Annotated in this window: 36 protein-coding genes; all 36 read left to right on the top strand. The window is 67.1% G+C overall.

Annotated elements, in window-relative coordinates; all coding sequences use genetic code 11:
• Position 1: 1 nt before the first annotated feature.
• The 36 genes from ACFU5G_RS09090 to rplQ all read left to right on the top strand — a co-directional run bounded on the left by ACFU5G_RS09090 (position 2) and on the right by rplQ (position 25,988).
• Positions 2 to 3,886 carry a DNA-directed RNA polymerase subunit beta' gene (locus ACFU5G_RS09090; protein ID WP_377242883.1) on the top strand — a complete coding sequence of 1,295 codons (3,885 nt, stop codon included), beginning with the start codon at positions 2 to 4 and terminating at the stop codon, positions 3,884 to 3,886.
• Positions 3,887 to 4,317: 431 nt separating this feature from the next.
• Entirely contained in the window at positions 4,318 to 4,692 is a 375-nt protein-coding gene (rpsL, locus tag ACFU5G_RS09085; protein WP_020016109.1) for a 30S ribosomal protein S12, read from the top strand.
• Positions 4,692 to 5,162 (top strand): 30S ribosomal protein S7, encoded by a 471-nt coding sequence (gene rpsG / locus ACFU5G_RS09080; RefSeq protein ID WP_020016110.1) that lies wholly within the window; start codon positions 4,692 to 4,694, stop codon positions 5,160 to 5,162. The genes rpsL and rpsG overlap by 1 nt, the downstream gene beginning before the upstream one ends.
• A 96-nt stretch (positions 5,163 to 5,258) precedes the next feature.
• Entirely contained in the window at positions 5,259 to 7,361 is a 2,103-nt protein-coding gene (fusA, locus tag ACFU5G_RS09075; protein ID WP_377242881.1) for an elongation factor G, read from the top strand.
• Between the two features lie 122 nt (positions 7,362 to 7,483).
• The gene (gene tuf, locus ACFU5G_RS09070; protein ID WP_285100985.1) at positions 7,484 to 8,680 is read left to right on the top strand and encodes an elongation factor Tu; all 1,197 of its coding nucleotides are present in this window, start codon (positions 7,484 to 7,486) and stop codon (positions 8,678 to 8,680) included.
• Between the two features lie 526 nt (positions 8,681 to 9,206).
• Positions 9,207 to 9,515 carry a 30S ribosomal protein S10 gene (gene rpsJ / locus ACFU5G_RS09065; RefSeq protein ID WP_019146773.1) on the top strand — a complete coding sequence of 103 codons (309 nt, stop codon included), beginning with the start codon at positions 9,207 to 9,209 and terminating at the stop codon, positions 9,513 to 9,515.
• Between the two features lie 16 nt (positions 9,516 to 9,531).
• Positions 9,532 to 10,185 carry a 50S ribosomal protein L3 gene (rplC, locus tag ACFU5G_RS09060; RefSeq protein ID WP_020016113.1) on the top strand — a complete coding sequence of 218 codons (654 nt, stop codon included), beginning with the start codon at positions 9,532 to 9,534 and terminating at the stop codon, positions 10,183 to 10,185.
• Positions 10,186 to 10,190: 5 nt separating this feature from the next.
• Entirely contained in the window at positions 10,191 to 10,880 is a 690-nt protein-coding gene (gene rplD / locus ACFU5G_RS09055; protein ID WP_377242879.1) for a 50S ribosomal protein L4, read from the top strand.
• Complete coding sequence (gene rplW / locus ACFU5G_RS09050) at positions 10,877 to 11,179, top strand: 50S ribosomal protein L23 (protein WP_182620563.1); 303 nt, start codon at positions 10,877 to 10,879, stop codon at positions 11,177 to 11,179. Before rplD ends, rplW begins: the two co-directional genes overlap by 4 nt.
• A gap of 31 nt (positions 11,180 to 11,210) precedes the next feature.
• Positions 11,211 to 12,047, top strand: a complete 837-nt coding sequence (gene rplB, locus ACFU5G_RS09045; protein WP_020016116.1) for a 50S ribosomal protein L2 — start codon at positions 11,211 to 11,213, stop codon at positions 12,045 to 12,047.
• Positions 12,048 to 12,061: 14 nt separating this feature from the next.
• Positions 12,062 to 12,343: a 30S ribosomal protein S19 gene (rpsS, locus tag ACFU5G_RS09040; protein ID WP_116673590.1), complete on the top strand. Its 282-nt coding sequence runs from the start codon at positions 12,062 to 12,064 to the stop codon at positions 12,341 to 12,343.
• A gap of 68 nt (positions 12,344 to 12,411) precedes the next feature.
• Positions 12,412 to 12,771 carry a 50S ribosomal protein L22 gene (gene rplV / locus ACFU5G_RS09035; protein WP_020016118.1) on the top strand — a complete coding sequence of 120 codons (360 nt, stop codon included), beginning with the start codon at positions 12,412 to 12,414 and terminating at the stop codon, positions 12,769 to 12,771.
• Positions 12,771 to 13,610: a 30S ribosomal protein S3 gene (rpsC, locus tag ACFU5G_RS09030; protein ID WP_182620565.1), complete on the top strand. Its 840-nt coding sequence runs from the start codon at positions 12,771 to 12,773 to the stop codon at positions 13,608 to 13,610. Before rplV ends, rpsC begins: the two co-directional genes overlap by 1 nt.
• 2 nt (positions 13,611 to 13,612) lie before the next feature.
• On the top strand, positions 13,613 to 14,029 hold the full coding sequence (gene rplP, locus ACFU5G_RS09025) for a 50S ribosomal protein L16 (protein WP_020016120.1): 417 nt from the start codon (positions 13,613 to 13,615) through the stop codon (positions 14,027 to 14,029).
• Positions 14,029 to 14,268, top strand: a complete 240-nt coding sequence (rpmC, locus tag ACFU5G_RS09020) for a 50S ribosomal protein L29 (RefSeq protein ID WP_020016121.1) — start codon at positions 14,029 to 14,031, stop codon at positions 14,266 to 14,268. Before rplP ends, rpmC begins: the two co-directional genes overlap by 1 nt.
• A 4-nt stretch (positions 14,269 to 14,272) precedes the next feature.
• On the top strand, positions 14,273 to 14,563 hold the full coding sequence (rpsQ, locus tag ACFU5G_RS09015; RefSeq protein ID WP_020016122.1) for a 30S ribosomal protein S17: 291 nt from the start codon (positions 14,273 to 14,275) through the stop codon (positions 14,561 to 14,563).
• 133 nt (positions 14,564 to 14,696) lie between these two features.
• On the top strand, positions 14,697 to 15,065 hold the full coding sequence (gene rplN, locus ACFU5G_RS09010; protein WP_020016123.1) for a 50S ribosomal protein L14: 369 nt from the start codon (positions 14,697 to 14,699) through the stop codon (positions 15,063 to 15,065).
• A 2-nt stretch (positions 15,066 to 15,067) separates the two neighbouring features.
• Positions 15,068 to 15,409, top strand: a complete 342-nt coding sequence (gene rplX, locus ACFU5G_RS09005; protein WP_377242877.1) for a 50S ribosomal protein L24 — start codon at positions 15,068 to 15,070, stop codon at positions 15,407 to 15,409.
• Positions 15,409 to 15,981 (top strand): 50S ribosomal protein L5, encoded by a 573-nt coding sequence (gene rplE / locus ACFU5G_RS09000; RefSeq protein WP_182620568.1) that lies wholly within the window; start codon positions 15,409 to 15,411, stop codon positions 15,979 to 15,981. Before rplX ends, rplE begins: the two co-directional genes overlap by 1 nt.
• Before the next feature lies 1 nt (position 15,982).
• Complete coding sequence (locus ACFU5G_RS08995; RefSeq protein WP_020016126.1) at positions 15,983 to 16,168, top strand: type Z 30S ribosomal protein S14; 186 nt, start codon at positions 15,983 to 15,985, stop codon at positions 16,166 to 16,168.
• A 73-nt stretch (positions 16,169 to 16,241) separates the two neighbouring features.
• Entirely contained in the window at positions 16,242 to 16,640 is a 399-nt protein-coding gene (gene rpsH / locus ACFU5G_RS08990; RefSeq protein ID WP_377242875.1) for a 30S ribosomal protein S8, read from the top strand.
• A 21-nt stretch (positions 16,641 to 16,661) separates the two neighbouring features.
• Positions 16,662 to 17,198 carry a 50S ribosomal protein L6 gene (rplF, locus tag ACFU5G_RS08985; RefSeq protein ID WP_377242873.1) on the top strand — a complete coding sequence of 179 codons (537 nt, stop codon included), beginning with the start codon at positions 16,662 to 16,664 and terminating at the stop codon, positions 17,196 to 17,198.
• 2 nt (positions 17,199 to 17,200) lie between these two features.
• Complete coding sequence (rplR, locus tag ACFU5G_RS08980) at positions 17,201 to 17,572, top strand: 50S ribosomal protein L18 (RefSeq protein ID WP_026365834.1); 372 nt, start codon at positions 17,201 to 17,203, stop codon at positions 17,570 to 17,572.
• A 31-nt stretch (positions 17,573 to 17,603) separates the two neighbouring features.
• Positions 17,604 to 18,257, top strand: coding sequence for a 30S ribosomal protein S5 (rpsE, locus tag ACFU5G_RS08975; RefSeq protein ID WP_020016130.1), 654 nt, complete (start codon positions 17,604 to 17,606; stop codon positions 18,255 to 18,257).
• Positions 18,257 to 18,439 (top strand): 50S ribosomal protein L30, encoded by a 183-nt coding sequence (gene rpmD, locus ACFU5G_RS08970; protein WP_020016131.1) that lies wholly within the window; start codon positions 18,257 to 18,259, stop codon positions 18,437 to 18,439. The genes rpsE and rpmD overlap by 1 nt, the downstream gene beginning before the upstream one ends.
• Before the next feature lie 2 nt (positions 18,440 to 18,441).
• Complete coding sequence (gene rplO, locus ACFU5G_RS08965; RefSeq protein ID WP_036964706.1) at positions 18,442 to 18,894, top strand: 50S ribosomal protein L15; 453 nt, start codon at positions 18,442 to 18,444, stop codon at positions 18,892 to 18,894.
• 213 nt (positions 18,895 to 19,107) lie between these two features.
• On the top strand, positions 19,108 to 20,403 hold the full coding sequence (gene secY, locus ACFU5G_RS08960; RefSeq protein ID WP_377242870.1) for a preprotein translocase subunit SecY: 1,296 nt from the start codon (positions 19,108 to 19,110) through the stop codon (positions 20,401 to 20,403).
• A gap of 80 nt (positions 20,404 to 20,483) precedes the next feature.
• Positions 20,484 to 21,041, top strand: a complete 558-nt coding sequence (locus ACFU5G_RS08955) for an adenylate kinase (protein WP_377242911.1) — start codon at positions 20,484 to 20,486, stop codon at positions 21,039 to 21,041.
• A gap of 3 nt (positions 21,042 to 21,044) precedes the next feature.
• Complete coding sequence (gene map, locus ACFU5G_RS08950) at positions 21,045 to 21,932, top strand: type I methionyl aminopeptidase (RefSeq protein ID WP_377242868.1); 888 nt, start codon at positions 21,045 to 21,047, stop codon at positions 21,930 to 21,932.
• Positions 21,933 to 21,986: 54 nt separating this feature from the next.
• Positions 21,987 to 22,400 (top strand): hypothetical protein, encoded by a 414-nt coding sequence (locus ACFU5G_RS08945; RefSeq protein WP_377242866.1) that lies wholly within the window; start codon positions 21,987 to 21,989, stop codon positions 22,398 to 22,400.
• A gap of 294 nt (positions 22,401 to 22,694) precedes the next feature.
• The gene (gene infA, locus ACFU5G_RS08940; protein WP_020016137.1) at positions 22,695 to 22,916 is read left to right on the top strand and encodes a translation initiation factor IF-1; all 222 of its coding nucleotides are present in this window, start codon (positions 22,695 to 22,697) and stop codon (positions 22,914 to 22,916) included.
• A gap of 127 nt (positions 22,917 to 23,043) precedes the next feature.
• Positions 23,044 to 23,157, top strand: coding sequence for a 50S ribosomal protein L36 (gene rpmJ, locus ACFU5G_RS08935; protein ID WP_003956441.1), 114 nt, complete (start codon positions 23,044 to 23,046; stop codon positions 23,155 to 23,157).
• Positions 23,158 to 23,340: 183 nt separating this feature from the next.
• Complete coding sequence (gene rpsM, locus ACFU5G_RS08930; protein ID WP_036964594.1) at positions 23,341 to 23,715, top strand: 30S ribosomal protein S13; 375 nt, start codon at positions 23,341 to 23,343, stop codon at positions 23,713 to 23,715.
• A 75-nt stretch (positions 23,716 to 23,790) separates the two neighbouring features.
• A complete protein-coding gene (gene rpsK / locus ACFU5G_RS08925; RefSeq protein ID WP_020016139.1) occupies positions 23,791 to 24,195 on the top strand; it encodes a 30S ribosomal protein S11 in 405 nt (134 codons plus the stop codon).
• Between the two features lie 184 nt (positions 24,196 to 24,379).
• The gene (locus ACFU5G_RS08920; RefSeq protein ID WP_020016140.1) at positions 24,380 to 25,396 is read left to right on the top strand and encodes a DNA-directed RNA polymerase subunit alpha; all 1,017 of its coding nucleotides are present in this window, start codon (positions 24,380 to 24,382) and stop codon (positions 25,394 to 25,396) included.
• A gap of 55 nt (positions 25,397 to 25,451) precedes the next feature.
• Positions 25,452 to 25,988 (top strand): 50S ribosomal protein L17, encoded by a 537-nt coding sequence (gene rplQ / locus ACFU5G_RS08915; protein WP_377242864.1) that lies wholly within the window; start codon positions 25,452 to 25,454, stop codon positions 25,986 to 25,988.
• The last annotated feature ends 45 nt before the right edge of the window (positions 25,989 to 26,033 follow it).

Raw genomic sequence — 26,033 nt, 5'->3', positions numbered from 1 at the left:
CTTGCTCGACGTCAACGTCTTCGACGAGCTGCGTATCGGCCTCGCCACGGCCGAGGACATCCGTGCCTGGTCGCACGGTGAGGTCAAGAAGCCAGAGACCATCAACTACCGCACCCTCAAGCCGGAGAAGGACGGGCTCTTCTGCGAGAAGATCTTCGGTCCGACCCGCGACTGGGAGTGCTACTGCGGCAAGTACAAGCGCGTGCGCTTCAAGGGCATCATCTGCGAGCGCTGTGGTGTCGAGGTCACGCGCTCCAAGGTGCGCCGTGAGCGCATGGGCCACATCGAGCTCGCCGCCCCCGTCACGCACATCTGGTTCTTCAAGGGTGTGCCGTCCCGCCTGGGCTACCTGCTCGACCTGGCGCCGAAGGACCTGGAGAAGGTCATCTACTTCGCGGCCTACATGATCACGTCGGTCGACGACGAGGCCCGCCAGGAGGACCTGCCCAACCTGCAGAACGAGATCGACCTCGAGAAGAAGGAGATCTCCGACCGCCGGGACAACGACATCAACACCCGCGCCCAGAAGCTCGAGGCCGACCTGGCCGAGCTCGAGGCCGAGGGTGCCAAGGCTGACGCGCGCCGCAAGGTGCGCGACTCGGCCGAGCGCGAGATGGCTCAGCTGCGCAAGCGCGCGGACCAGGAGCTGGACCGCCTCGAGCAGGTCTGGGACCGCTTCAAGAACCTCAAGGTCGCCGACCTCGAGGGCGACGAGATGCTGTACCGCCAGCTCCAGGACCGCTACGGCACCTACTTCGAGGGTGCGATGGGCGCGAACGCGATCCAGCAGCGCCTGCAGAACTTCGACCTGGACGCCGAGGCCGAGTCGCTGCGCGAGACCATCCGCTCGGGCAAGGGCCAGCGCAAGACCCGTGCGCTGAAGCGCCTCAAGGTCGTCAACGCGTTCCTGACCACCACCAACTCGCCCACGGCGATGGTGCTGGACGCCGTCCCGGTCATCCCGCCGGACCTGCGCCCGATGGTGCAGCTCGACGGTGGCCGGTTCGCGACGTCGGACCTGAACGACCTGTACCGCCGCGTCATCAACCGGAACAACCGCCTCAAGCGGCTCCTGGACCTGGGCGCGCCGGAGATCATCGTCAACAACGAGAAGCGGATGCTCCAGGAGGCCGTCGACTCGCTGTTCGACAACGGCCGTCGTGGTCGCCCGGTGACGGGCCCCGGCAACCGTCCGCTGAAGTCGATCTCCGACATGCTCAAGGGCAAGCAGGGCCGGTTCCGCCAGAACCTGCTCGGCAAGCGCGTCGACTACTCGGGCCGTTCGGTCATCGTGGTCGGCCCGCAGCTCAAGCTGCACCAGTGCGGTCTGCCCAAGCAGATGGCGCTCGAGCTGTTCAAGCCGTTCGTCATGAAGCGGCTCGTGGAGCTGAACCACGCGCAGAACATCAAGAGCGCCAAGCGCATGGTCGAGCGCACCCGTCCCGTCGTCTGGGACGTGCTCGAAGAGGTCATCACGGAGCACCCCGTGCTCCTGAACCGTGCGCCGACGCTGCACCGTCTGGGCATCCAGGCGTTCGAGCCGCAGCTCGTCGAGGGCAAGGCCATCCACCTGCACCCGCTCGTGTGCGGCGCGTTCAACGCCGACTTCGACGGTGACCAGATGGCTGTCCACCTGCCGCTGAGCGCCGAGGCGCAGGCCGAGGCCCGCATCCTCATGCTCTCGAGCAACAACATCCTGAAGCCGTCGGACGGCCGTCCGGTGACCATGCCCTCGCAGGACATGATCATCGGTCTGCACCACCTCACGAGCGACCGTCCGGGCGCCGTGGGCGAGGGTCGTGCGTTCGGCTCCGTGGCCGAGGCCATCATGGCCTTCGACCGGGGCGAGCTGGACATCAACGCGCAGATCAAGCTGCGGATGTCCGACCTGGTGCCGCCGCTGAAGGACTTCGAGGCGCCCGAGGGCTGGGAGCCGGGTCAGCAGCTGCTGTTCGACACCACGCTCGGCCGCTACCTGTTCAACGAGACGCTGCCCGTCGACTACCCGTACGAGAACGGGATCGCCGACAAGAAGCGCCTCTCGACGATCGTCAACGACCTCGCCGAGCGCTACCCGAAGGTCGAGGTGGCCGCGGCGCTGGACGCGCTGAAGGACGCCGGCTACCGGTGGGCCACGCGTTCCGGCGTCACGATCGCCATCTCGGACGTCGCGGCCCCGACCGTCAAGGGCGAGATCCTCGACGAGCACGAGGCTCGTGCCCTCAAGGTCCAGCAGCAGTTCGACAAGGGTCTGATCACCGACGACGAGCGCCGTCAGGAGCTCATCGAGATCTGGACCCAGGCGACCGACAAGGTCGCGTCGGCCATGCGGGTGAACCTCGAGAGCAACGCGCGGAACACCGTGATGCGCATGGTGGGTTCGGGCGCCCGTGGTAACTGGATGCAGGTCCGTCAGATCGCCGGTATGCGCGGCCTCGTGGCGAACCCGAAGGGCGAGATCATCCCTCGTCCGATCAAGTCCAACTACCGCGAGGGCCTGTCCGTCCTCGAGTACTTCATCGCGACGCACGGTGCCCGTAAGGGTCTGGCCGACACGGCCCTCCGTACGGCGGACTCGGGTTACCTGACCCGTCGTCTGGTGGACGTCTCGCAGGACGTCATCATCCGCGAGGAGGACTGCGGCACCGAGCGTGGTCTCACGCTGCCGGTGGCGGAGAAGCTCGCGGACGGCTCGCTCGTCCCGGACGACCGCGTCGAGACCAGCATCTACTCGCGTACCTTCGCGACCGACGTGGTGGACGCCGACGGCAACGTCATCGCGACCGCCGGGTCGGACGCCGGCGACGTCATCATCGACAAGGTCATCGCCGCGGGCATCGAGAGCGTCAAGGTCCGTTCGGTCCTGACGTGCGAGTCCCGCGTCGGTACCTGCGCCAAGTGCTACGGCCGGTCGCTGGCCACGGGTCTGCTCGTGGACATCGGCGAGGCCGTCGGCATCATCGCGGCGCAGTCGATCGGTGAGCCGGGCACGCAGCTGACGATGCGTACCTTCCACACCGGTGGTGTGGCCGCGGCCGAGGACATCACGCAGGGTCTGCCGCGTGTCACCGAGCTCTTCGAGGCCCGCACCCCCAAGGGTGAGGCGCCGATCGCGGAGTACACGGGTCGCGTGACGATCGAGGACACCGAGCGGACGCGTCACCTCGTGCTGACGCCGGACGACGGTGGCGAGGAGATCAAGTACCCGGTCACGAAGCGTGCGCGCCTCAAGATCGCGGACGGCGACCACGTGACGGTCGGTACCCAGCTCGTCCAGGGTGCCGTCGACCCGAAGAAGGTGCTGCGCATCCTCGGCCCCCGTGCCACGCAGACGCACCTGGTGGACCAGGTCCAGGAGACCTACCGCAGCCAGGGTGTGGACATCCACGACAAGCACATCGAGGTCATCGTGCGGCAGATGCTGCGTCGCGTGACCGTGCTCGACTCGGGTGACTCGCAGCTGCTGCCGGGTGAGCTCGCGGAGCGCATGCGCTTCGAGGACGCGAACCGCAAGGCCGTGTCGGAGGGTGGCCAGCCGGCCGCCGGCCGTCCGGAGCTGATGGGTATCACGAAGGCGTCGCTCGCGACCGACTCGTGGCTCTCGGCGGCCTCCTTCCAGGAGACCACCCGGGTGCTCACCGAGGCGTCGATGAGCGGTCGTCGTGACCCGCTGCTCGGCCTCAAGGAGAACGTCATCATCGGTAAGCTCATCCCGGCCGGTACGGGTCTGCCCCGCTACCGCAACGTCGAGGTCGAGCCCACCGAGCAGGCCAAGGCCGAGCTCTACCCGAGCTTCGGCTACGACGAGATCGACTTCCCGACCCTGGGTATGGGTTCGGGCGAGGCGATCCCGCTGGAGGACCTGGACCTCGGCGACTTCCGCTGATCCTGGTCCGCTGACCGCGAGGTAGAGAGCGCCTGTCCTGCTCCGCACGGGTTCGTCCCGTACGAGAGCCGGGCAGGCGCTCTACTTCGCGGATCTACGGGGCGCACGTCACATCCGATTCGTTTTGACCCCCCGTAGACACGCAGGTATTCTTAGAATTCGTGCCCGCGCCGTCGGGCCGCACCTCCTGAAGGCCGCCGCGAGGCAGCTTCGGAAAGCGGCCGATGTGAGTGCGTGGGCATCCCGGCGAGATCCTCCGGGGCACGTCGTGCCCCGATGGTGGAGCCGGGCCATCGAGCCGGTGGTACGTGGCGTAGCAGTCCCTGTCTGGGGCCTGTGGGTGCCGCATGCGACCGGCACGCACAAGCCAGAACCATTGACGGGGACGCCGGCAGGGCGTCGCCGAAGCTCAAGAAGACGACGGAGACGTAGTGCCTACGATCCAGCAGCTCGTCCGCAAGGGGCGGACCTCGAAGGCCGGGAAGTCGAAGACCCCGGCCCTCAAGGGCTCCCCCCAGCGGCGCGGCGTGTGCACCCGCGTGTACACCACCACCCCCAAGAAGCCGAACTCGGCCCTCCGCAAGGTCGCCCGCGTGAAGCTTTCCTCGCAGGTCGAGGTCACCGCGTACATCCCCGGTGTCGGCCACAACCTCCAGGAGCACTCGATCGTGCTCGTGCGTGGCGGCCGTGTGAAGGACCTTCCCGGTGTCCGCTACAAGATCGTCCGCGGCGCGCTCGACACGCAGGGCGTGAAGGGTCGCAAGCAGGCTCGGTCCCGTTACGGCGCCAAGAAGGAGAAGAGCTGATGCCCCGCAAGGGTCCGGCCCCGAAGCGGCCGCTCATCGTCGACCCGGTCTACGGGTCCCCGGTTGTCACGCAGCTGATCAACAAGGTCCTGCTCGACGGCAAGAAGTCGACCGCCGAGGCGATCGTCTACGGTGCCCTCGAGGGTGTCCGCGCCAAGACCGACGGCGACCCTGTCGTGGTCCTGAAGCGCGCGCTCGACAACGTCCGTCCCGCCCTCGAGGTGCGTTCCCGCCGTGTCGGTGGCGCCACCTACCAGGTGCCGGTCGACGTGCGCCCGACGCGTGCCACCACGCTCGCGCTCCGCTGGCTCACCGACTTCTCCCGCGCTCGCCGCGAGAAGACGATGACCGAGCGTCTCATGAACGAGATCCTCGACGCGTCGAACGGTCTCGGTGCCGCGGTCAAGCGCCGCGAGGACATGCACAAGATGGCCGACTCCAACAAGGCCTTCGCGCACTACCGCTGGTAGTAGCTTCCGAGCGGCCCCGGGTCACCCCCGGGGCCGTCGGTGGATGCCGCACCGCCGGCCACCCAAGCCCACCTTTAGACCAAGGGGTAAGACACCGTGGCACTCGACGTGCTGACCGACCTGAACAAGGTCCGCAACATCGGCATCATGGCCCACATCGATGCCGGAAAGACCACGACGACCGAGCGCATCCTGTTCTACACGGGTGTGAACTACAAGATCGGTGAGACGCACGACGGTGCGTCGACGATGGACTGGATGGAGCAGGAGCAGGAGCGCGGCATCACGATTACGTCCGCCGCGACGACCTGCTACTGGAAGAACAACCAGATCAACATCATCGACACGCCGGGCCACGTCGACTTCACGGTCGAGGTGGAGCGCTCCCTCCGCGTGCTCGACGGCGCGGTTGCCGTGTTCGACGGCAAGGAGGGTGTCGAGCCCCAGTCCGAGACGGTGTGGCGGCAGGCGGACAAGTACGACGTCCCGCGCATCTGCTTCGTCAACAAGATGGACAAGCTCGGCGCCGACTTCTACTTCACCGTCGACACGATCATCAACCGCCTCAAGGCGAAGCCGCTCGTCATCCAGCTCCCGATCGGTGCTGAGAACGACTTCGAGGGCGTTGTCGACCTCATCGAGATGAAGGCGCTGACCTGGCGCGGCGACACCAAGATGGGCGAGGAGTACGAGGTCGAGGAGATCCCGGCCGACCTCGTCGAGAAGGCGCAGCAGTACCGTGCCGAGCTCATCGAGGCCGTCGCCGAGGCGGACGACGAGCTGCTCGAGAAGTTCCTCGGTGGCGAGGAGCTCTCGATCGCCGAGATCAAGAGCGGCATCCGCAAGCTCGTCATCTCGTCGTCGGCCTTCCCGGTCCTGTGCGGCTCGGCGTTCAAGAACAAGGGCGTGCAGCCCATGCTCGACGCCGTCATCGACTACCTGCCGTCGCCGCTCGACGTGCCGGCCGTCGAGGGCCACGACGTCAAGGACGCCGAGAAGGTCGTCGTGCGTCGCCCCGAGGAGTCGGAGCCGTTCTCGGCTCTCGCCTTCAAGGTCGCCACGCACCCGTTCTTCGGCAAGCTGACCTACGTCCGCGTCTACTCGGGCAAGGTCGCGCAGGGCGCCCAGGTGCAGAACTCGACCAAGGGCAAGAAGGAGCGCATCGGGAAGCTCTTCCAGATGCACTCCAACAAGGAGAACCCGGTCGAAGAGGCGCACGCCGGCCACATCTACGCGTTCATCGGGCTCAAGGACGTCACCACCGGTGACACCCTGTCGGACCCGCAGAACCAGGTCATCCTCGAGTCGATGAGCTTCCCGGAGCCCGTCATCGACGTGGCGATCGAGCCGAAGACGAAGGCCGACCAGGAGAAGCTGTCGACCGCGATCCAGAAGCTCGCGCAGGAGGACCCGACCTTCCGCGTCAAGCTGGACGACGAGACCGGCCAGACCGTCATCGGCGGCATGGGCGAGCTCCACCTCGACATCCTCGTCGACCGTATGCGTCGCGAGTTCAAGGTCGAGGCGAACGTCGGCAAGCCGCAGGTCGCCTACCGCGAGACCATCCGCCGCGTGGCGGAGAAGGTCGACTACACGCACAAGAAGCAGACCGGTGGTTCCGGCCAGTTCGCCAAGGTCCAGGTGACCTTCGCGCCGCTGGAGACGTCGGAGGGCGAGCTCTACGAGTTCGAGAACGCCGTCACCGGTGGTCGTATCCCGCGCGAGTACATCCCTTCGGTGGACGCTGGTATCCAGTCGGCCATGCAGCAGGGTGTGCTGGCAGGCTTCCCGGTCGTCGGCGTCAAGGCGTCGCTGATCGACGGTGCGTACCACGACGTCGACTCCTCGGAGATGGCGTTCAAGATTGCCGGTTCGATGGTCTTCAAGGAAGGCGTCAAGCGCGCCGACCCTGTCCTGCTCGAGCCGGTCATGGCCGTCGAGGTGCGGACGCCCGAGGAGTACATGGGCGACGTGATCGGCGACATCAACTCTCGTCGTGGCATGATCCAGTCCATGGAGGACGCGACCGGTGTGAAGGTCGTTCGCGCCCAGGTGCCGCTGAGCGAGATGTTCGGTTACATCGGTGACCTCCGGTCGAAGACCCAGGGTCGCGCGGTGTACTCGATGCAGTTCGACAGCTACGCCGAGGTTCCCAAGGCAGTTGCCGAAGAGATCATCAAGAAGACCCGGGGCGAGTGAGTCCCCACAGGTCGACCCGCACAACCAACCTGTAGGAAAAACCGCACGCCCCGCAGTTGTAGGCTTCTTGGCCGGACATCTGCAACGTTCGGAACATCTACCCAAGTCCCAGGAGGACCCCAGTGGCTAAGGCCAAGTTCGAGCGGACCAAGCCGCACGTCAACATCGGCACGATCGGTCACGTCGACCACGGTAAGACGACGCTGACCGCCGCGATCTCGAAGACGCTTGCGGACAAGTACCCGGAGCTCCCGGCGAACACGCAGCGCAACTTCGACGAGATCGACGCCGCGCCGGAGGAGAAGCAGCGCGGTATCACGATCAACATCGCGCACATCGAGTACGAGACGCCGAAGCGCCACTACGCGCACGTCGACGCTCCGGGTCACGCCGACTACATCAAGAACATGATCACCGGTGCCGCCCAGATGGACGGCGCGATCCTGGTGGTCGCCGCGACCGACGGCCCGATGGCCCAGACGCGTGAGCACGTGCTGCTCGCCCGCCAGGTCGGCGTGCCCTACCTGCTCGTCGCGCTCAACAAGTCCGACATGGTCGACGACGAGGAGATCCTCGAGCTCGTCGAGATGGAGGTCCGCGAGCTGCTGTCGTCGCAGGAGTTCGACGGCGACAACGCGCCGGTCGTTCGCGTCTCGGGCCTCAAGGCTCTCGAGGGCGACCCGGAGTGGGTCGAGAAGATCGTCGAGCTGATGGACGCTGTCGACGAGAACGTTCCGGAGCCGGAGCGCGACCTCGACAAGCCCTTCCTCATGCCGATCGAGGACGTCTTCACGATCACCGGTCGTGGCACCGTCGTCACCGGCAAGGTCGAGCGTGGAACCCTGGACATCAACTCCGATGTCGAGATCGTGGGTATCCGCGTTCCGCAGAAGACCACCGTCACGGGCATCGAGACGTTCCACAAGCAGATGGACCAGGCGCAGGCCGGCGACAACACCGGTCTCCTCCTGCGTGGCATCAAGCGCGAGGACGTCGAGCGTGGCCAGGTCGTCGTGAAGCCGGGTTCGATCACCCCGCACACGAACTTCGAGGCTCAGGTCTACATCCTGGGCAAGGACGAGGGTGGCCGTCACAACCCGTTCTACTCGAACTACCGCCCGCAGTTCTACTTCCGTACCACGGACGTCACCGGCGTCATCACGCTGCCCGAGGGCACCGAGATGGTCATGCCCGGCGACAACACCGAGATGTCGGTCGAGCTGATCCAGCCGATCGCCATGGAGGAGGGCCTGGGCTTCGCCATCCGCGAGGGTGGCCGCACGGTCGGCTCCGGCCGTGTGACCAAGATCCTCAAGTGATCTTGGAGCACGAGCTCAGCTGACGGAAGTCGGCGATGCGGTGGGGCCCGGGCGCTTCGGCGACCGGGCCCCGCTGTGTAGTAGTGGGCATCACACCGCCTTGCGTTTGGCGCATGCCAGGACGTATGGCAAGATTGCATAGTTGCCTGTCACAGGCGCGCTCTTTCAAGTGTCGAACAGTGTGCAGAACCGCAGCCCAGGCCCCGGATCGTTGGGGGCCGCCAGAGGCTGGAGCGGTCACCCTCCCGGGGTAATCCGGACGAGGGGTCGCGGGGTTTATCGCCTGCTATTCGATGCATATATGGGGCGCCCCGCGGAGCACACGTCCTCTGGATATCCGGAGGCACTGTTCCGAGCAGGCTCGGCAAACGTCGTGGTCGGTCCGGCTGTACAGCTGGGTCAGATCACTTCCCAACGGCCCTGACGCCAGCAATGGTGTTCTGCGCCCGGCTGTGCCGCTCTAAGCGACACGCCCGAGTGCGTGGGTCGGACAGTAGCGGTTCGAGAGAGAGAGTCAGACGACGCCATGGCGGGACAGAAGATCCGCATCCGGCTCAAGTCCTACGACCACGAGGTGATCGACAGTTCGGCGCGCAAGATCGTCGACACGGTCACTCGCGCTGGTGCGACGGTCGTGGGTCCGGTGCCGCTGCCGACGGAGAAGAACGTCTTCGTTGTGATCCGGTCGCCTCACAAGTACAAGGACAGCCGCGAGCACTTCGAGATGCGTACGCACAAGCGGCTCATCGACATCATCGATCCCACGCCCAAGGCCGTCGACTCGCTCATGCGACTCGACCTGCCGGCGGACGTGAACATCGAGATCAAGCTCTGAGGCTGGAGGGGACATCATGACCAACCAGCAGAAGAACGTGACCGCGTTGCTCGGCACGAAGCTTGGTATGACCCAGCTCTGGGACGAGGCCGGTCGCCTCGTGCCGGTGACCGTGGTCTCCGTGGGCACCAACGTGGTGACCCAGATCCGTACGGTGGACGCCGACGGCTACGCGGCTGTTCAGCTCGCGGCCGGCCAGGTCGACCCCCGCAAGGTCACCAAGCCCCTCAAGGGCCACTTCGAGAAGGCCGGCGTCACGCCGCGCCGTCACGTGGCCGAGGTTCGTACCGAGAACGCGTCCGAGTTCACGCTCGGCCAGGAGATCACCGCCGAGGCCTTCGAGGCCGGCGCCCTGGTCGACGTGGTCGGTACCACCAAGGGCAAGGGCACCGCCGGTGTCATGAAGCGTCACGGCTTCTCCGGCGTGGGCGCCTCGCACGGTGCGCACCGCAACCACCGCAAGCCCGGCTCGATCGGTGGCGCCTCGACGCCGTCGCGAGTCTTCAAGGGCCTGCGGATGGCCGGTCGGATGGGTAACGCCCGTCAGACCACCCAGAACCTGACCGTTCACGCGGTCGACGCCGAGAAGGGTCTGCTGCTCGTCAAGGGCGCGGTTCCCGGCCCCAAGGGTGGCGTCGTCCTCGTGCGTAACGCCGCGAAGGGAGCGTGAAACCGATGACCGCTCTGACTGTCGACGTCCTGGACGCCCAGGGCAAGAAGTCCGGCACCGCCGAGCTCCCCTCTGAGGTGTTCGACGCCGCCGTGAACGTCCCGCTGATCCACCAGGTGGTCGTTGCGCAGCGCGCAGCCGCCCGCCAGGGCACGGCCTCCACGAAGACTCGTGGCGAGGTCCGTGGCGGTGGCCGCAAGCCGTACAAGCAGAAGGGCACCGGTCGCGCCCGCCAGGGTTCGACGCGCGCCCCGCAGTTCGCCGGTGGTGGCACCGTCCACGGCCCGCAGCCGCGCAAGTACGACCAGCGCACCCCGAAGAAGATGAAGGCCGCCGCCCTCCGCGGTGCGCTCTCCGACCGCGCCCGCGCCGGTCGCGTGCACGTCGTCGCCGGCTTCGGCATCGAGGGCGTCCCGTCGACCAAGACGGCGCTCGCCACGATCAAGAAGTTCACGGAGCGCGAGAACGTGCTCGTCGTGACGCAGCGTGACGACGAGGCCACGGTCAAGTCGCTCCGCAACGTTCCCGAGGTGCACCTCCTGGTCGCTGACCAGCTGAACACCTACGACGTGCTCGTCTCCGACGACGTGATCTTCACCGAGGGCGCGCTCGCCGCGTTCCTCGAGGGTCCGGCCAAGGCCGGGAAGGCTGTCGCCACGGAGTCCGAGGCCGAGACCGAGGAGACCGCAAAGTGACCGTCACCGTGAAGGACCCGCGCGACATCCTGCTCGCGCCGGTCGTCTCCGAGAAGAGCTACAACCTTCTCGACGAGGGCAAGTACACCTTCATCGTGGACCCGAGCGCCAACAAGACCGAGATCAAGATCGCGATCGAGAAGGTCTTCAGCGTCAAGGTCGCCTCGGTGAACACGATCAACCGCAAGGGCAAGACGCGTCGCACGCGTTTCGGCCTCGGCAAGCGTAAGGACACGAAGCGTGCGATCGTCACCCTCCGCGAGGGAACGATCGACATCTTCGGCGGTCCGGTCGGCTGAGCTGACGAGAGACGATTGAGGACAGGTTTCCATGGGAATCCGTAAGTACAAGCCGACGACGCCCGGCCGCCGCGGCTCCAGCGTCGCCGACTTCGTCGAGGTCACGCGCTCGCAGCCGGAGAAGTCTCTGATCCGGCCGCTGAGCAAGACCGGTGGCCGTAACAACACCGGTCGTATCACGACGCGGCACAAGGGCGGCGGCCACAAGCGCGCCTACCGCGTCATCGACTTCCGTCGCCACGACAAGGACGGCGTGCCCGCGAAGGTCGCTCACATCGAGTACGACCCCAACCGCACGGCTCGCATCGCGCTCCTGCACTACGCGGACGGCGAGAAGCGCTACATCATCGCGCCGAACAAGCTGTCGCAGGGCGACCGCATCGAGGCCGGTGCAGGTGCCGACATCAAGCCCGGCAACAACCTGCCGCTGCGCAACATCCCGACCGGTACGGTCATCCACGCCATCGAGCTCCGGCCCGGCGGCGGTGCGAAGATCGCGCGTTCGGCTGGTGCGTCGGTGCAGCTCGTTGCCAAGGACGGCCCCTACGCCCAGCTGCGTATGCCGTCCGGCGAGATCCGCAACGTCGACCTGCGCTGCCGCGCGACGGTCGGCGAGGTCGGCAACGCCGAGCAGTCGAACATCAACTGGGGCAAGGCCGGCCGTATGCGCTGGAAGGGCAAGCGCCCGACCGTCCGCGGTGTCGCCATGAACCCGGTCGACCACCCCCACGGTGGTGGTGAGGGTAAGACGTCCGGTGGTCGTCACCCGGTGAGCCCCTGGGGCCAGGCGGAGGGTCGTACCCGCCGTCCGAACAAGTCGAGCGACCGGATGATCGTCCGTCGCCGTCGTACCGGCAAGAAGCGCTGATAGGAGCCTGAAACATGCCTCGTAGCCTGAAGAAGGGCCCCTTCGTAGACGGACACCTTCAGAAGAAGGTGGACGTCCAGAACGAGAAGGGGACCAAGACAGTCATCAAGACCTGGTCCCGTCGGTCGGTCGTCACGCCCGACTTTCTCGGTCACACCTTTGCCGTGCACGACGGTCGTAAGCACGTCCCGGTCTTCGTGACCGAGGCGATGGTCGGCCACAAGCTCGGCGAGTTCGCTCCCACGCGGACCTTCCGCGGCCACGTGAAGGACGACAGGAAGGGTCGTCGCCGCTGAGGCGTGGGGATCTCCCTACCCACAGCAGTGATGACCTGGACTGTCTGAGAAAAGGAAGCAGGACAGCAATGGAAGCCAAGGCGCAGGCGCGGTTCGTCCGTGTCACGCCCCAGAAGGCCCGGCGCGTCGTGGACCTCATCCGTGGCAAGCAGGCCTCTGAGGCCGTCGCGGTGCTGAAGTTCGCACCGCAGGCCGCCAGCGAGCCGATCCGCAAGGTTGTTGAGAGCGCGATCGCCAACGCTCGGGTGAAGGCCGACCGCGCCAGCGAGCGCTTCGACGAGAACGACCTGGTCGTCTCCGTCGCGTTCGTCGACGAGGGGCCGACGCTCAAGCGGTTCCGCCCGCGGGCTCAGGGACGTGCAACGCGCATTCTCAAGCGCACCAGCCACATCACCGTGGTGCTCGCCGACAAGGAAGGGGCCCGATAGTGGGACAGAAGGTTCACCCGCACGGGTACCGCCTCGGTATCACCACCGACCACCGGTCGCGTTGGTTCGCCGACAGCACCAAGCCTGGTCAGCGGTACCGCGACTACGTCCGTGAGGACGTCCAGATCCGCAAGCTCATGGGCACCGGCCTCGAGCGCGCCGGCATCTCCAAGGTCGAGATCGAGCGCACCCGCGACCGTGTCCGCGTGGACATCCACACGGCGCGTCCGGGCATCGTCATCGGCCGTCGTGGTGCTGAGGCCGACCGCATCCGCGGTGAGCTCGAGAAGCTCACGGGCAAGCAGGTTCAGCTCAACATCCTCGAGGTCAAGAACGCGGAGATCGACGCGCAGCTGGTTGCTCAGGGCATTGCCGAGCAGCTCGCCAGCCGTGTCTCCTTCCGTCGTGCGATGCGCAAGGGCATGCAGTCCGCCCAGCGCGCCGGCGCGAAGGGTATCCGCGTTCAGGTCGCCGGCCGCCTCGGCGGCGCCGAGATGAGCCGTTCGGAGTTCTACCGCGAGGGCCGCGTGCCCCTGCACACGCTCCGCGCGTACATCGACTACGGCTTCTACGAGGCCCGCACCACCTTCGGCCGTATCGGCGTGAAGGTGTGGATCTACAAGGGCGAGACCACCGAGAAGGAGTTCGCCGCTCAGCAGGCTGCAGCCGCACCCCGTCAGGGTCGTGGCCGGGGCGACCGCCCCGAGCGTGGCGAGCGCGGCGGAGACCGTCGTGGCGGTGGCCGTCGCAACGAGCGTCCGGCCGAGCGCAGCGCAGAGTCCGCTCCCGCGGCCGAGGCGCCTGCAGCTCCGGCCGCAGAGACCGGAACGGAGGCCTGACCATGCTGATCCCGCGCAGGGTCAAGCACCGCAAGCAGCACCACCCGTCGCGCTCCGGCGCGGCCAAGGGTGGCACCCAGATCGCGTTCGGCGACTTCGGCATCCAGGCTCTGGAGCCGGCGTACGTCACCAACCGCCAGATCGAGGCGGCGCGTATCGCAATGACCCGCCACATCAAGCGTGGCGGCAAGGTGTGGATCAACATCTACCCCGACCGTCCGCTGACGAAGAAGCCTGCCGAGACCCGCATGGGTTCCGGTAAGGGTTCGCCGGAGTGGTGGGTCGCCAACGTCAAGCCGGGCCGCATCGTTTTCGAGCTGGCCGGCGTGGACGAGTCCCTTGCTCGCGAGGCCATGCGCCGCGCGATGCACAAGCTCCCGATGAAGTGCCGTTTCGTGGTGCGCGAGGGTGGTGTCTGATGGCTATCGGTACCCAGGGGCTCGCCCCGATCGATCTGGACGGCATGGACGACGAGACTCTCGTCGGCAAGCTGAAGGAAGCCAAGGAGGAGCTGTTCAACCTCCGCTTCCAGTCGGCGACCGGCCAGCTCGAGAGCCACGGTCGTCTCAAGGCCGTGCGTCGCGACATCGCCCGGATCTACACGATCCTGCGCGAGCGCGAGCTCGGCATCCGTACGGCTCCGAGCGTGAGTGAGTGAGGCAATGAGCGACAACACGACTGCTGCTGAGGCCCCCGAGGCCCAGCGCGCGACGCGTAAGGTGCGCCGTGGCTACGTGGTGAGCGACAAGATGGACAAGACCATCGTGATCGAGGTCGAGGACCGGGTTAAGCACCCCCTCTACGCCAAGGTCATCCGTCGCACCACGAAGGTCAAGGCGCACGACGAGCAGAACAGCGCCGGCATCGGCGACCTGGTTCTGATCATGGAGACCCGCCCGCTGTCCGCCACCAAGCGGTTCCGGCTCGTGGAGATCCTCGAGAAGGCCAAGTAAGACTTCTCTTCCCGCTGGGGGCGGTGCGTGACACACGTACGCGTGGCGCCCCCAGCACAGCAACTATCCGTTCGGCCAGGCTCGCCGGAAGCAGTCCGCGCGAGAACCAGTTCGACGACAGGAGTTCACTCAAATGATCCAGCAGGAGTCGCGACTTCGGGTCGCCGACAACACGGGTGCCAAGGAGATTCTCTGCATCCGCGTTCTCGGTGGCTCCGGCCGTCGCTACGCCGGAATCGGCGACACCATCGTCGCCACCGTCAAGGATGCGATCCCGGGCGGCAACGTGAAGAAGGGCGACGTCATCAAGGCCGTCGTCGTCCGGACCGCCAAGGAGCGCCGTCGTCCCGACGGTTCCTACATCAAGTTCGACGAGAACGCCGCCGTCATCCTGAAGAACGACGGCGAGCCTCGCGGCACCCGCATCTTCGGCCCGGTGGGTCGTGAGCTGCGTGACAAGCGGTTCATGAAGATCATCTCGCTGGCTCCGGAGGTGCTCTGACCATGGCGAAGATCAAGAAGGGCGACCAGGTCATCGTGATCTCGGGTCGCGACAAGGGCAAGACCGGCCGCGTGCTCGAGGTCCTGAAGGACTCCGACCGCCTCGTGGTCGAGGGCGTGCAGCGCGTCACGAAGCACACCAAGGTGGGCCAGTCGCAGCGCGGCACCCGCACCGGTGGCATCGAGACGGTCGAGGCGCCGATCCACGTGAGCAACGTGATGATCGTCGACCCGAAGACCAAGAAGGGCACTCGGGTGGGCTTCCGCGAGGAGCAGGTGGAGCGCGACGGTCGTACCAAGACCGTCCGCGTCCGCTACGCGAAGCGCTCGAAGGAGGACATCTGATGACCGAGACGACTATTGAGGCCCCGGCCCTGCCGCGCCTCAAGCAGAAGTACCGCGAGGAGATCCTCTCGGCGCTGATCGAGGAGTTCGGCCACAAGAACCTGCACCAGGCCGGCGGTCTCACGAAGATCGTCGTGAACATGGGTGTGGGCGACGCGGCCAAGGACTCGAAGCTCATCGAGGGCGCGATCCGCGACCTCTCGGCGATCACCGGTCAGAAGCCGCAGGTCACCAAGGCTCGCAAGTCCATCGCTCAGTTCAAGCTGCGCGAGGGCATGCCGATCGGCGCGCACGTCACGCTCCGCGGCGACCGCATGTGGGAGTTCCTCGACCGCCTGCTGTCCACCGCTCTGCCGCGTATCCGCGACTTCCGCGGTCTGTCGCCCAAGCAGTTCGACGGGCACGGCAACTACACCTTCGGTCTCACGGAGCAGTCGATGTTCCACGAGATCGACCAGGACAAGATCGACCGGGTCCGCGGTATGGACATCACGGTCGTGACGACGGCGACGACCGACGACGAGGGCCGCTCCCTGCTGCGCCGTCTCGGCTTCCCCTTCAAGGAGAACTGACATGGCGAAGAAGGCCCTGATCAACAAGGCGGCCGGCAAGCCGAAGTTCGCGGTTCGCGCCTACACCCGGTGCCAGAAGTGCGGTCGCCCGCACTCCGTCTACCGCAAGTTCGGCCTGTGCCGTATCTGCGTGCGGGAGATGGCCCACCGCGGCGAGCTTCCCGGCGTCACCAAGAGCAGCTGGTAACACAACTACGCCGTAGGTCTGTCCGGCCACACGAGGCCGTTCGGATACCCCGGCGAGGAAGGGCAAGAGCCCGATGACTATGACCGACCCGATCGCAGACATGCTGACCCGTCTGCGTAACGCGAACTCGGCGCACCACGACACGGTTTCCATGCCGTCGTCGAAGCTGAAGACGCACATCGCTGAGATCCTGCAGGCCGAGGGTTACATCTCCGGCTGGTCCGTGGAGGACGCCCAGGTGGGCAAGTCCCTCACGCTCGAGCTGAAGTACGGGCAGAACCGGGAGCGCGCCCTTGCCGGCGTGCGCCGGATCTCGAAGCCCGGTCTGCGCGTGTACCGCAAGTCCACCGAACTGCCCAAGGTCCTCGGCGGCCTGGGCGTGGCGATCCTGTCCACGTCCTCCGGCCTGCTGACCGACCGTCAGGCACAGGCCAAGGGCGTCGGCGGCGAAGTCCTCGCCTACGTCTGGTAATCCGGAAAGGAGAAAACGCCAATGTCTCGAATCGGCAAGCTTCCCGTTCCGGTCCCAGCCGGCGTGGACATCACTGTCAGCGGCGCGCTCGTGACCGTGAAGGGCCCCAAGGGTTCTCTCGAGCACAACGTGCCCGCACCCATCAATGTCGCCCAGGAGGACGCCCAGCTCGTGGTGTCCCGCCCGGACGACGAGCGGAACTCCCGTGCGCTGCACGGCCTCACCCGCACCCTGATCGCCAACATGATCACGGGCGTGACCGAGGGCTACGAGAAGAAGCTCGAGATCGTCGGTACTGGTTACCGCGTCGTGGCGAAGGGCTCGAACCTCGAGTTCGCGCTGGGCTTCAGCCACCCCGTTGTCATCGAGCCCCCCGCGGGTGTCACGTTCGCTGTCGAGAGCCCCACCAAGTTCTCGGTCTCGGGCATCGACAAGCAGCAGGTCGGCGAGGTCGCAGCGAACATTCGCAAGATCCGCAAGCCCGAGCCCTACAAGGGCAAGGGCGTGCGCTACGCCGGCGAGAACGTCCGCCGCAAGGTCGGAAAGGCTGGTAAGTGACGATGGCTATCAAGATCCTGGGCAAGGGCAAGTCCGTCGCTCGCCAGCGTCGTCACCTGCGCCTGCGCAAGAAGATCACCGGCACCGCCGTTCGTCCCCGTCTGGTCGTCACCCGCTCCGCGCGCCACATGGTCGCGCAGATCGTGGACGACAGCGTGGGCAAGACCGTCGCCTCGGCGTCGACCCTCGAGGCCGACCTGCGTGCGTTCGACGGCGACAAGACGGCCAAGGCCCGCAAGGTCGGCGAGCTCGTCGCCGAGCGTGCCAAGGCTGTCGGCGTCGACACCGTCGTGTTCGACCGCGGCGGCAACAAGTACCACGGTCGCGTCGCTGCTGTGGCTGACGGCGCCCGCGAGGGCGGTCTGGCCCTGTGATGACAAACGCACGGAAGAAGAGGACTCTCTGATGGCTGCAGGGCAGCGCAGCGGCGCCCCCCAGGGTGCCGCCACCGAGAACAAGGACCGTAACGACCGCCGTGGTGGCGGGCGTCGCGACGACCGCCGCGGCGGTCGCGAGGAGAAGAGCGCCTTCGTCGAGAAGGTCGTCTCCATCAACCGCGTCGCCAAGGTCGTCAAGGGCGGCCGTCGCTTCAGCTTCACCGCGCTCGTCGTGGTGGGCGACGGCGACGGCACCGTCGGCGTCGGCTACGGCAAGGCCAAGGAGGTGCCCGCGGCGATCGCCAAGGGTGTCGAGGAGGCGAAGAAGAACTTCTTCCGCGTCCCTCGCATCCAGGGCACCATCCCGCACCCCATCCAGGGTGAGGCCGCTGCCGGTGTCGTGTTCCTGCGTCCGGCGTCCCCGGGTACCGGTGTTATCGCCGGTGGTCCGGTGCGCGCCGTGCTGGAGTGCGCCGGCATCCACGACGTGCTGAGCAAGTCGCTCGGTTCGTCCAACGCGATCAACATCGTGCACGCCACGGTCGCGGCCCTGCAGGGTCTCGAGGAGCCGGCCGCAGTTGCCGCTCGTCGTGGGCTCCCGCTGGAGGACGTGGCCCCGGCCGCGCTGCTCCGCGCGCAGGCCGCCGGTCGTGCCGAGTCGACTGCAAAGGCGGGTGCGTGATGGCTCGACTCAAGGTGACTCAGACCAAGTCCGCCATCGGCGGCAAGCAGAACCAGCGTGACACGCTGCGGACGCTCGGCCTCAAGCGGATCGGCGACACCGCCGTGAAGGAGGACCGCGCGGAGATCCGTGGCATGGTCAAGACGGTGGCGCACCTCGTCGCCGTCGAGGAGGTCGAGTGATCATGGCGGAGAACAAGCCGCTGAAGGTCCACCACCTCCGTCCGGCCCCCGGCGCCAAGACCGCGAAGACCCGTGTGGGTCGCGGTGAGGGCTCGAAGGGTAAGACGGCGGGTCGTGGTACCAAGGGTACGAAGGCTCGTTACCAGGTCCCCGCGGGCTTCGAGGGTGGGCAGATGCCTCTGCACATGCGCCTCCCGAAGCTCCGTGGCTTCAAGAACCCGTTCCGGGTCGAGTTCCAGGTCGTGAACCTGGACAAGCTTTCCGAGCTGTTCCCCGAGGGTGGCACCGTCACCGTCGAGGACCTGGTCGCGAAGGGCGCGGTCCGCAAGGGCCAGCCCGTGAAGGTGCTCGGCAACGGCGACATCACCGTCAAGCTCGAGATCGCGGTCGACCGCGTCTCGGCTTCCGCCAAGGAGAAGATCCTGGCGGCCGGCGGTACGGTCTCGGAGGCCTGAGACAGCTGACAGGGCCGGCGGCGCGTGAGCGCGGCCGGCCCTGTGTGCTCTCTTGAGTATTTCCCGGAGCGAACGTGGTCCAACGGACCCCGTAAGCAACGTAGAATCCGACACGGTCTGGCTGCACCGTTGTGGTCTGGCCCACGTTCGACTCACCTCGCCGGCGTCCCGCCGGCGACACTAGATCCCGCAACGGCGGGCCAGGAGGATAGGGTGCTCAGCGCTTTCGGCCGGGCTTTCCGGACGCCAGACCTGCGGCGCAAGCTGCTGTTCACGATCGCCATCATGACGATCTTCCGCCTCGGGTCGTTCATCCCGACTCCGGGCGTGGACTACGCGAACGTGCAGCAATGTATCGCGCAGGCGGACAACGACAGCCTGCTCGGCCTGATCAACGTGTTCAGCGGCGGTGCGCTGCTGCAGCTGTCGATCTTCGCCCTCGGGATCATGCCGTACATCACGGCCAGCATCATCGTGCAGCTGCTTCGCGTGGTCATCCCGCGCTTCGAGGCCCTGCACAAGGAGGGCCAGTCGGGCCAGACCAAGCTGACCCAGTACACGCGCTACCTGACGATCGCCCTCGCGATCCTCCAGTCGACGACCGTCATCACGACGGCGCGCCAGGGCCTGCTCTTCAGCGGCTGTGGCCTCGACGTCATCGCGGACGACGGCATCCTGACCTCCATCTTCATGGTCATCACCATGACCGCCGGTACCGGCCTGGTCATGTGGCTCGGCGAGCTCATCACCGAGCGCGGCGTCGGCAACGGCATGTCGCTCCTGATCTTCACGTCGATCGCGGCCAGCTTCCCGACCTCCCTGTGGTCGATCGCCGGTGGCGCCAACGGCGTCGTGAACTTCACGATCATGGTCCTCGTGATCATCCTGGTCATCGGCCTCGTGGTGTTCGTCGAGCAGTCGCAGCGCCGCATCCCGGTGCAGTACGCCAAGCGCATGGTGGGCCGCCGCATGTACGGCGGCACCAGCACGTACATCCCGATCAAGATCAACATGTCCGGCGTGATCCCCGTGATCTTCGCGGCGTCGATCCTTGCCATCCCGGGGCTCCTCGCCCAGTTCGGGGACCAGACCTCCGAGTGGGTCATCTGGATCTCCAACAACCTGGTCCAGCAGTCGTCGCCGCTGTACATCGCGATCTACACGCTGATGATCATCTTCTTCTGCTTCTTCTACACTTCGATCACGTTCAACCCGGACGAGGTCGCGGACAACATGAAGAAGTACGGCGGCTTCATCCCCGGCATCCGGGCCGGCCGCCCCACGGCGGAGTACCTCGACTTCGTGATCACCCGGATCACCTCCGCCGGTTCCCTGTACCTCGCGCTGATCGCGCTGATCCCGACGCTGGTGCTCGTCTTCCTTGGCGTCAGCACCAACCTGCCCTTCGGCGGTAGCTCGATCCTCATCGTGGTCGGCGTCGGGCTGGAGACGGTCAAGCAGATCGACTCCCAGCTGCAGCAGCGCCACTACGAAGGATTCCTCCGTTGAGCCAGACTCCCACCACCACCTCTCGCCGCGAGCTCCACGCTCGTCCGGACCAGGAGGGCCAGGTCACGCGCCTGGTCATCATGGGTCCGCAGGGCGCGGGCAAGGGTACGCAGGCTGCCCGCCTCGCCGAGGTCTTCGGGATCGTCCCGATCTCCACGGGCGACATCTTCCGCAGCAACATCGCGGGGGAGACCGAGCTGGGCAAGCTCGCACAGGAGTACACGAACAAGGGTGACCTCGTCCCGGACGAGGTCACCAACGAGATGGTCCGTTACCGTCTCGGCCAGCCGGACGTCAAGGACGGCTTCATCCTCGACGGCTACCCGCGCAACGCGGCCCAGGTGACGGAGCTCGACCAGATCCTGGCCGCCCTCGGCTGGGAGCTGGACGGCGTCATCGAGCTGACGGCGGACCGTGCGGAGCTGCTCGCGCGGATCGCCCGCCGGGCCGAGGAAGAGGGCCGCGAGGACGACACCGAGGACGCGATCGCGCGTCGCCTGGACATCTACGCGGAGCAGACCGCTCCGCTCACGGCGGCCTACGGTGAGCGCAACCTGCTGGTGCAGGTCGACGGGCTCGGCGAGATCGCCGAGGTCACCGACCGCATCGTCGCCTCGCTCGCGACCCAGCTGGGCTGAGCGGTGGTCTTCGGCCGGGAGCGCGTCGAGTACAAGACGCCGGACCAGGTGCGCCTCATGCGGCGCGCCGGTCTGGTGGTCGCCGACACCCTCGCCGCGGTCCGGGCCGCCGCCCGGCCCGGCCTGACCACCGCCGACCTCGACGCCGTCGCCGCGCGGACGATCGAGGCGGCCGGCGCCAAGCCGTCGTTCCTGGGCTACCAGGGCTTCCCGGCGGTCATCTGCGCCTCGGTCAACGACGAGGTCATCCACGGCATCCCGGGCAGCCGGGTGCTCGCCGCGGGTGACCTCGTCTCGATCGACTGCGGCGCGATCGTCGAGGGCTGGCACGGCGACTCGGCGATCTCGTTCGTCCTGGGCGCCGAGGGTGCCCTCGACCACCGCCTGCCCGACGACGACCTGGTCGCCGCCGGCGCGGATCTCGCCGACATCGCGCTCGTCCGGGCGACCGAGACGGCCATGTGGGCCGGTATCGCGGCCCTGGCGTCGGCCAAGCGGCTCAACGCCGTGGGCGAGGCCGTCGAGACCGCCGTCGAGCTGGCCGGGGAGTTCACCGGCACCGAGTACGGCATCGTCGAGGAGTACGTGGGGCACGGCATCGGCAGCGCCATGCACCAGCCCCCGGACGTGCACAACTACCGGACCTCCGGGTCGGGCCCGCGCCTGCGGTCCGGCATGTGCCTCGCCATCGAGCCGATGATCAGCCGGGGCGGCGGCGAGACCAAGGTGCTCGCGGACGACTGGACCGTGGTCACGACCGACGGCTCGCGCGCGGCCCACTGGGAGCACTCGACCGCGATCATGGCGGACGGCATCGTCGTCCTGACGGCCGTCGACGGGGGAGCGGAGCGCCTCGCCGACTTCGGTGTGCGGCCCGTCGACCTCGGGTGAGAAAACTTCACCCCGGGTCTATTTAAGTCCCAGTCAGTTGGCTACGATCGGCCTGTGACCGACGACGCGCACACCCTGCCCGACACCCGTACCCAGGCGCCGGCGCACGCCGCGCCGGGGCGGTCGCGCGAGGCGTGGTACGTGCGGGCCCTGACGGCGCTCGGCCGGGGGCTGCGCCGGTTCGGGCGCTGGCTCGCCGCCTGGGGGCGCCGGCTCGCCCCGAGCCCCTTCCTGTGGGTCGGGATCGTGCTCGGCTTCGGCACGTCGCTCCTCGTGTGGGAGTCGGTCCTGCTGCTCGGCGTCGTCGTGTGGCTGTTCGGCATCTGGGTCTGGGTCACCCGCGGGCGGCCCGTGCTGGTGGCGCTCGGCCTGGGCATCGTGCTCGGCTGGCTCCCGATGCTGTATTTCTTCGTGGGCAGCCTGCCCCACACGATGATCGGTCTGCCCGGGGTCGAGTACGACCTCTGAGGGGCTCCGCGTGGCGAGGCTCACGCGCCGGACGTGCGCCGTCGGCGGTCTTCGCTTTGAATGGTTTACGAACTGACGTAAGATAGATCGCTGGGTGTAGTCCGTTCAACGCCTCCAGATCTTGAAAGGGTGCCGACGGCGCCTGCCGGTCCCCGCGCATGCGGGGCGCAGGCCGAGGCACACGAGGTAGGCGGTACACGGACACACGCGACATCCACACCCGACTGTCGGACTCGCAGGTCTCCTGCGGTGCCGTGGGCGTGGAAGCAGTCACGACGAGAGTTAGCGGAGGATATGGCAAAGAAGGACGGTGTCATCGAGATCGAGGGCAGTGTGATCGAGGCTCTGCCGAACGCGATGTTCCGCGTCGAGCTGTCGAACGGTCACAAGGTTCTCGCGCACATCTCAGGAAAGATGCGACAGCACTACATCCGGATCCTCCCCGAGGACCGCGTGGTGGTGGAGCTCAGCCCGTACGACCTGTCCCGCGGCCGGATCGTCTACCGCTACAAGTAGTCAGTCCCCGATCCGGGGCTGCGTCACCCACGGCCTGGCCGAGGACGACGTCGCCGTACGATCGACCACCCACGACACTGCTGCGCGCGCACCGGGAGACCGGACGTTCGTGGCGGAGGAAAACCCGATGAAGGTCAAGCCGAGCGTCAAGAAGATCTGCGACAAGTGCAAGGTGATCCGCCGGCACGGTCGCGTCATGGTGATCTGCGACAACCTGCGCCACAAGCAGCGCCAGGGCTGATCACGCCCCGGGCTCACGCCCGGGCCGGTGGCTGAGGCCACCACCAGCGCACCACCTCGAACTATGTCCCGCGGGCAACCGCGCGGGCAGGGGAACCCTCGGTCCGGAGGCCGGGGCCCGCGAAGAATCGCGGGATGGCGGTGCGGCAGACCTCCGACGAGCAGTACAGGAGCCGGAAGGCACATGGCACGTCTTATCGGCGTCGACCTCCCCCGCGACAAGCGGCTTGAGGTTGCGCTCACTTACATCTTCGGTGTGGGTCGTACCCGCGCGAAGGAGACCCTGGCCGCCACGGGCATCAGCCCGGACGTCCGCGTGAAGGACCTCGGCGACGCCGAGCTCGTTGCGCTCCGCGACTACCTCGAGGGCAACTTCAAGCTCGAGGGTGACCTCCGCCGTGAGGTCGCGGCCGACATCCGCCGCAAGGTCGAGATCGGCACCTACCAGGGCCTGCGCCACCGTCGCGGCCTGCCGGTGCGTGGTCAGCGCACCAAGACCAACGCGCGCACCCGCAAGGGTCCCAAGCGCACCGTCGCGGGCAAGAAGAAGGCCCGCTGATAGCAGTCCGTGGAGCGGTCGGCTCACCGAGCTGAGACCGCCCCGGTCCGATCAGACCAGGAGATTACAGAACAGATGCCTCCCAAGACTCGCGCCGCCGCCGGCCGCAAGCCGCGCCGCAAGGACAAGAAGAACGTCCCGCTCGGCCAGGCGCACATCAAGTCCACCTTCAACAACACGATCATCTCGATCACCGACCCGTCCGGTGCCGTGGTGTCGTGGGCCTCTGCCGGCCACGTCGGCTTCAAGGGCTCCCGTAAGTCCACCCCGTACGCCGCGCAGATGGCCGCCGAGTCGGCTGCCCGCCGCGCGCAGGAGCACGGCGTCAAGAAGGTCGACGTCTTCGTGAAGGGCCCGGGTTCCGGTCGCGAGACCGCCATCCGCTCGCTCCAGGCGACCGGCCTCGAGGTCGGCTCGATCCAGGACGTGACGCCCCAGGCGCACAACGGCTGCCGCCCCCCGAAGCGTCGTCGCGTCTGACGACTCGTCGTAGCCGGTCGCGGCTGCGGGCCTCAGGCCCCGGCCGCGACCGGACCGCGACATCCGCTCACCGCTCGCGGTGAGCACCCCCGCCCGGTCGGTGACAGAGATCCGTCCGGGCTGCGAGAGATCGCGAAGACCGTGATGCGTCATATAGCGGACGCACACCGAAAGGACACCCACAGTGCTTATCGCACAGCGCCCCACGCTGACCGAAGAGGTCATCTCGGAGAGCCGTTCCCGCTTCTCCATCGAGCCGCTCGAGCCTGGCTTCGGCTACACGCTCGGCAACTCGATGCGTCGCACGCTGCTGTCGTCCATCCCGGGCGCAGCCGTCACGTCCATCCGTATCGACAACGTGCTGCACGAGTTCAGCACCGTGTCGGGCGTGAAGGAGGACGTCACCGAGATCATCCTCAACATCAAGAACCTCGTCGTCTCCTCGGAGAACGACGAGCCCGTCGTGATGTACCTGCGCAAGCAGGGCGCCGGCACCGTGACCGCCGCGGACATCGTTCCGCCGGCGGGGGTCGAGGTGCACAACCCCGACCTGCACATCGCCACCCTCAACGACAAGGGCAAGCTCGAGATCGAGCTGACCGTCGAGCGGGGCCGTGGGTACGTGTCCGCCGCGCAGAACAAGCAGTTCGACGCGGAGATCGGGCGCATCCCGGTCGACTCGATCTACTCGCCGGTCCTCAAGGTCACGTACAAGGTCGAGGCCACCCGAGTCGAGCAGCGCACCGACTTCGACAAGCTCATCGTCGACGTCGAGACCAAGCAGGCGATCACGCCTCGCGACGCGCTCGCTTCGGCTGGCAAGACCCTGGTCGAGCTGTTCGGCCTGGCACGTGAGCTGAACGTTGAGGCCGAGGGCATCGAGATCGGCCCGTCGCCGACGGACACCGCGCTGGCCGCGGACCTGGCGCTGCCGATCGAGGAGCTCAACCTCACCATCCGTTCGTACAACTGCCTCAAGCGCGAGGGCATCCACCAGGTGGGCGAGCTCGTGGCCCGCAGCGAGGCGGACCTGCTCGACATCCGCAACTTCGGTGCGAAGTCGATCACCGAGGTCAAGGAGAAGCTGGCCGAGCTCGGCCTCAGCCTCAAGGACTCGCCGCTGGACTTCGATCCGGCCGGCGCCTCGTACTTCGAGGGTGGCGACTCCGCGGCCTACGGCAGCGACGAGCAGTCGTACTGACGTCCCGCACCCGGCCTAGGCCGGGTGCGCGGAACCACATTCAAGGAGACAAGCAATGCCTACCCCCACCAAGGGCGCACGGCTCGGCGGTAGCCCGGCTCACGAGCGTCTGATCCTCGCGAACCTGTCGACCTCGCTCTTCGAGCACGGCCGCATCACGACCACCGAGACCAAGGCCAAGCGCCTTCGTCCGCTGGCCGAGCGTCTGATCACGTTCGCGAAGAAGGGCGACCTGTCCGCCCGCCGCCGCGTGCTCACCGTCGTGCGCGACAAGGGCGTGGTCCACACGCTGTTCACCGAGATCGCCCCGGCCATGGCCGAGCGCAACGGTGGCTACACGCGCATCACCAAGATCGGCACCCGCAAGGGCGACAACGCGCCGATGGCGGTCATCGAGCTCATCACCGAGCCCGTGAGCCCCAAGCAGGCCGTCGTCAAGGAGGCCACCAAGGCCGCCGAGAAGGCCGCCCCGGTCGAGGACGCGCCCGTCGAGGACGCTCCCGTGACGGAGACCCCCGCCGAGGACGTCAAGGACGCCCCCGTCGAGGACGCTCCCGCCGAGGAGACCACGGAGGAGAAGAAGGAGGCCTGAGCCTCTTTCCTCCCTGCACGACGCCGGGCCGCACCTTCCGTACGG

Source organism: Promicromonospora sp. NPDC057488 (assembly GCF_042802395.1).
Classification (GTDB): domain Bacteria; phylum Actinomycetota; class Actinomycetes; order Actinomycetales; family Cellulomonadaceae; genus Promicromonospora.
This window is presented reverse-complemented; position numbering and strand designations above follow the sequence as displayed.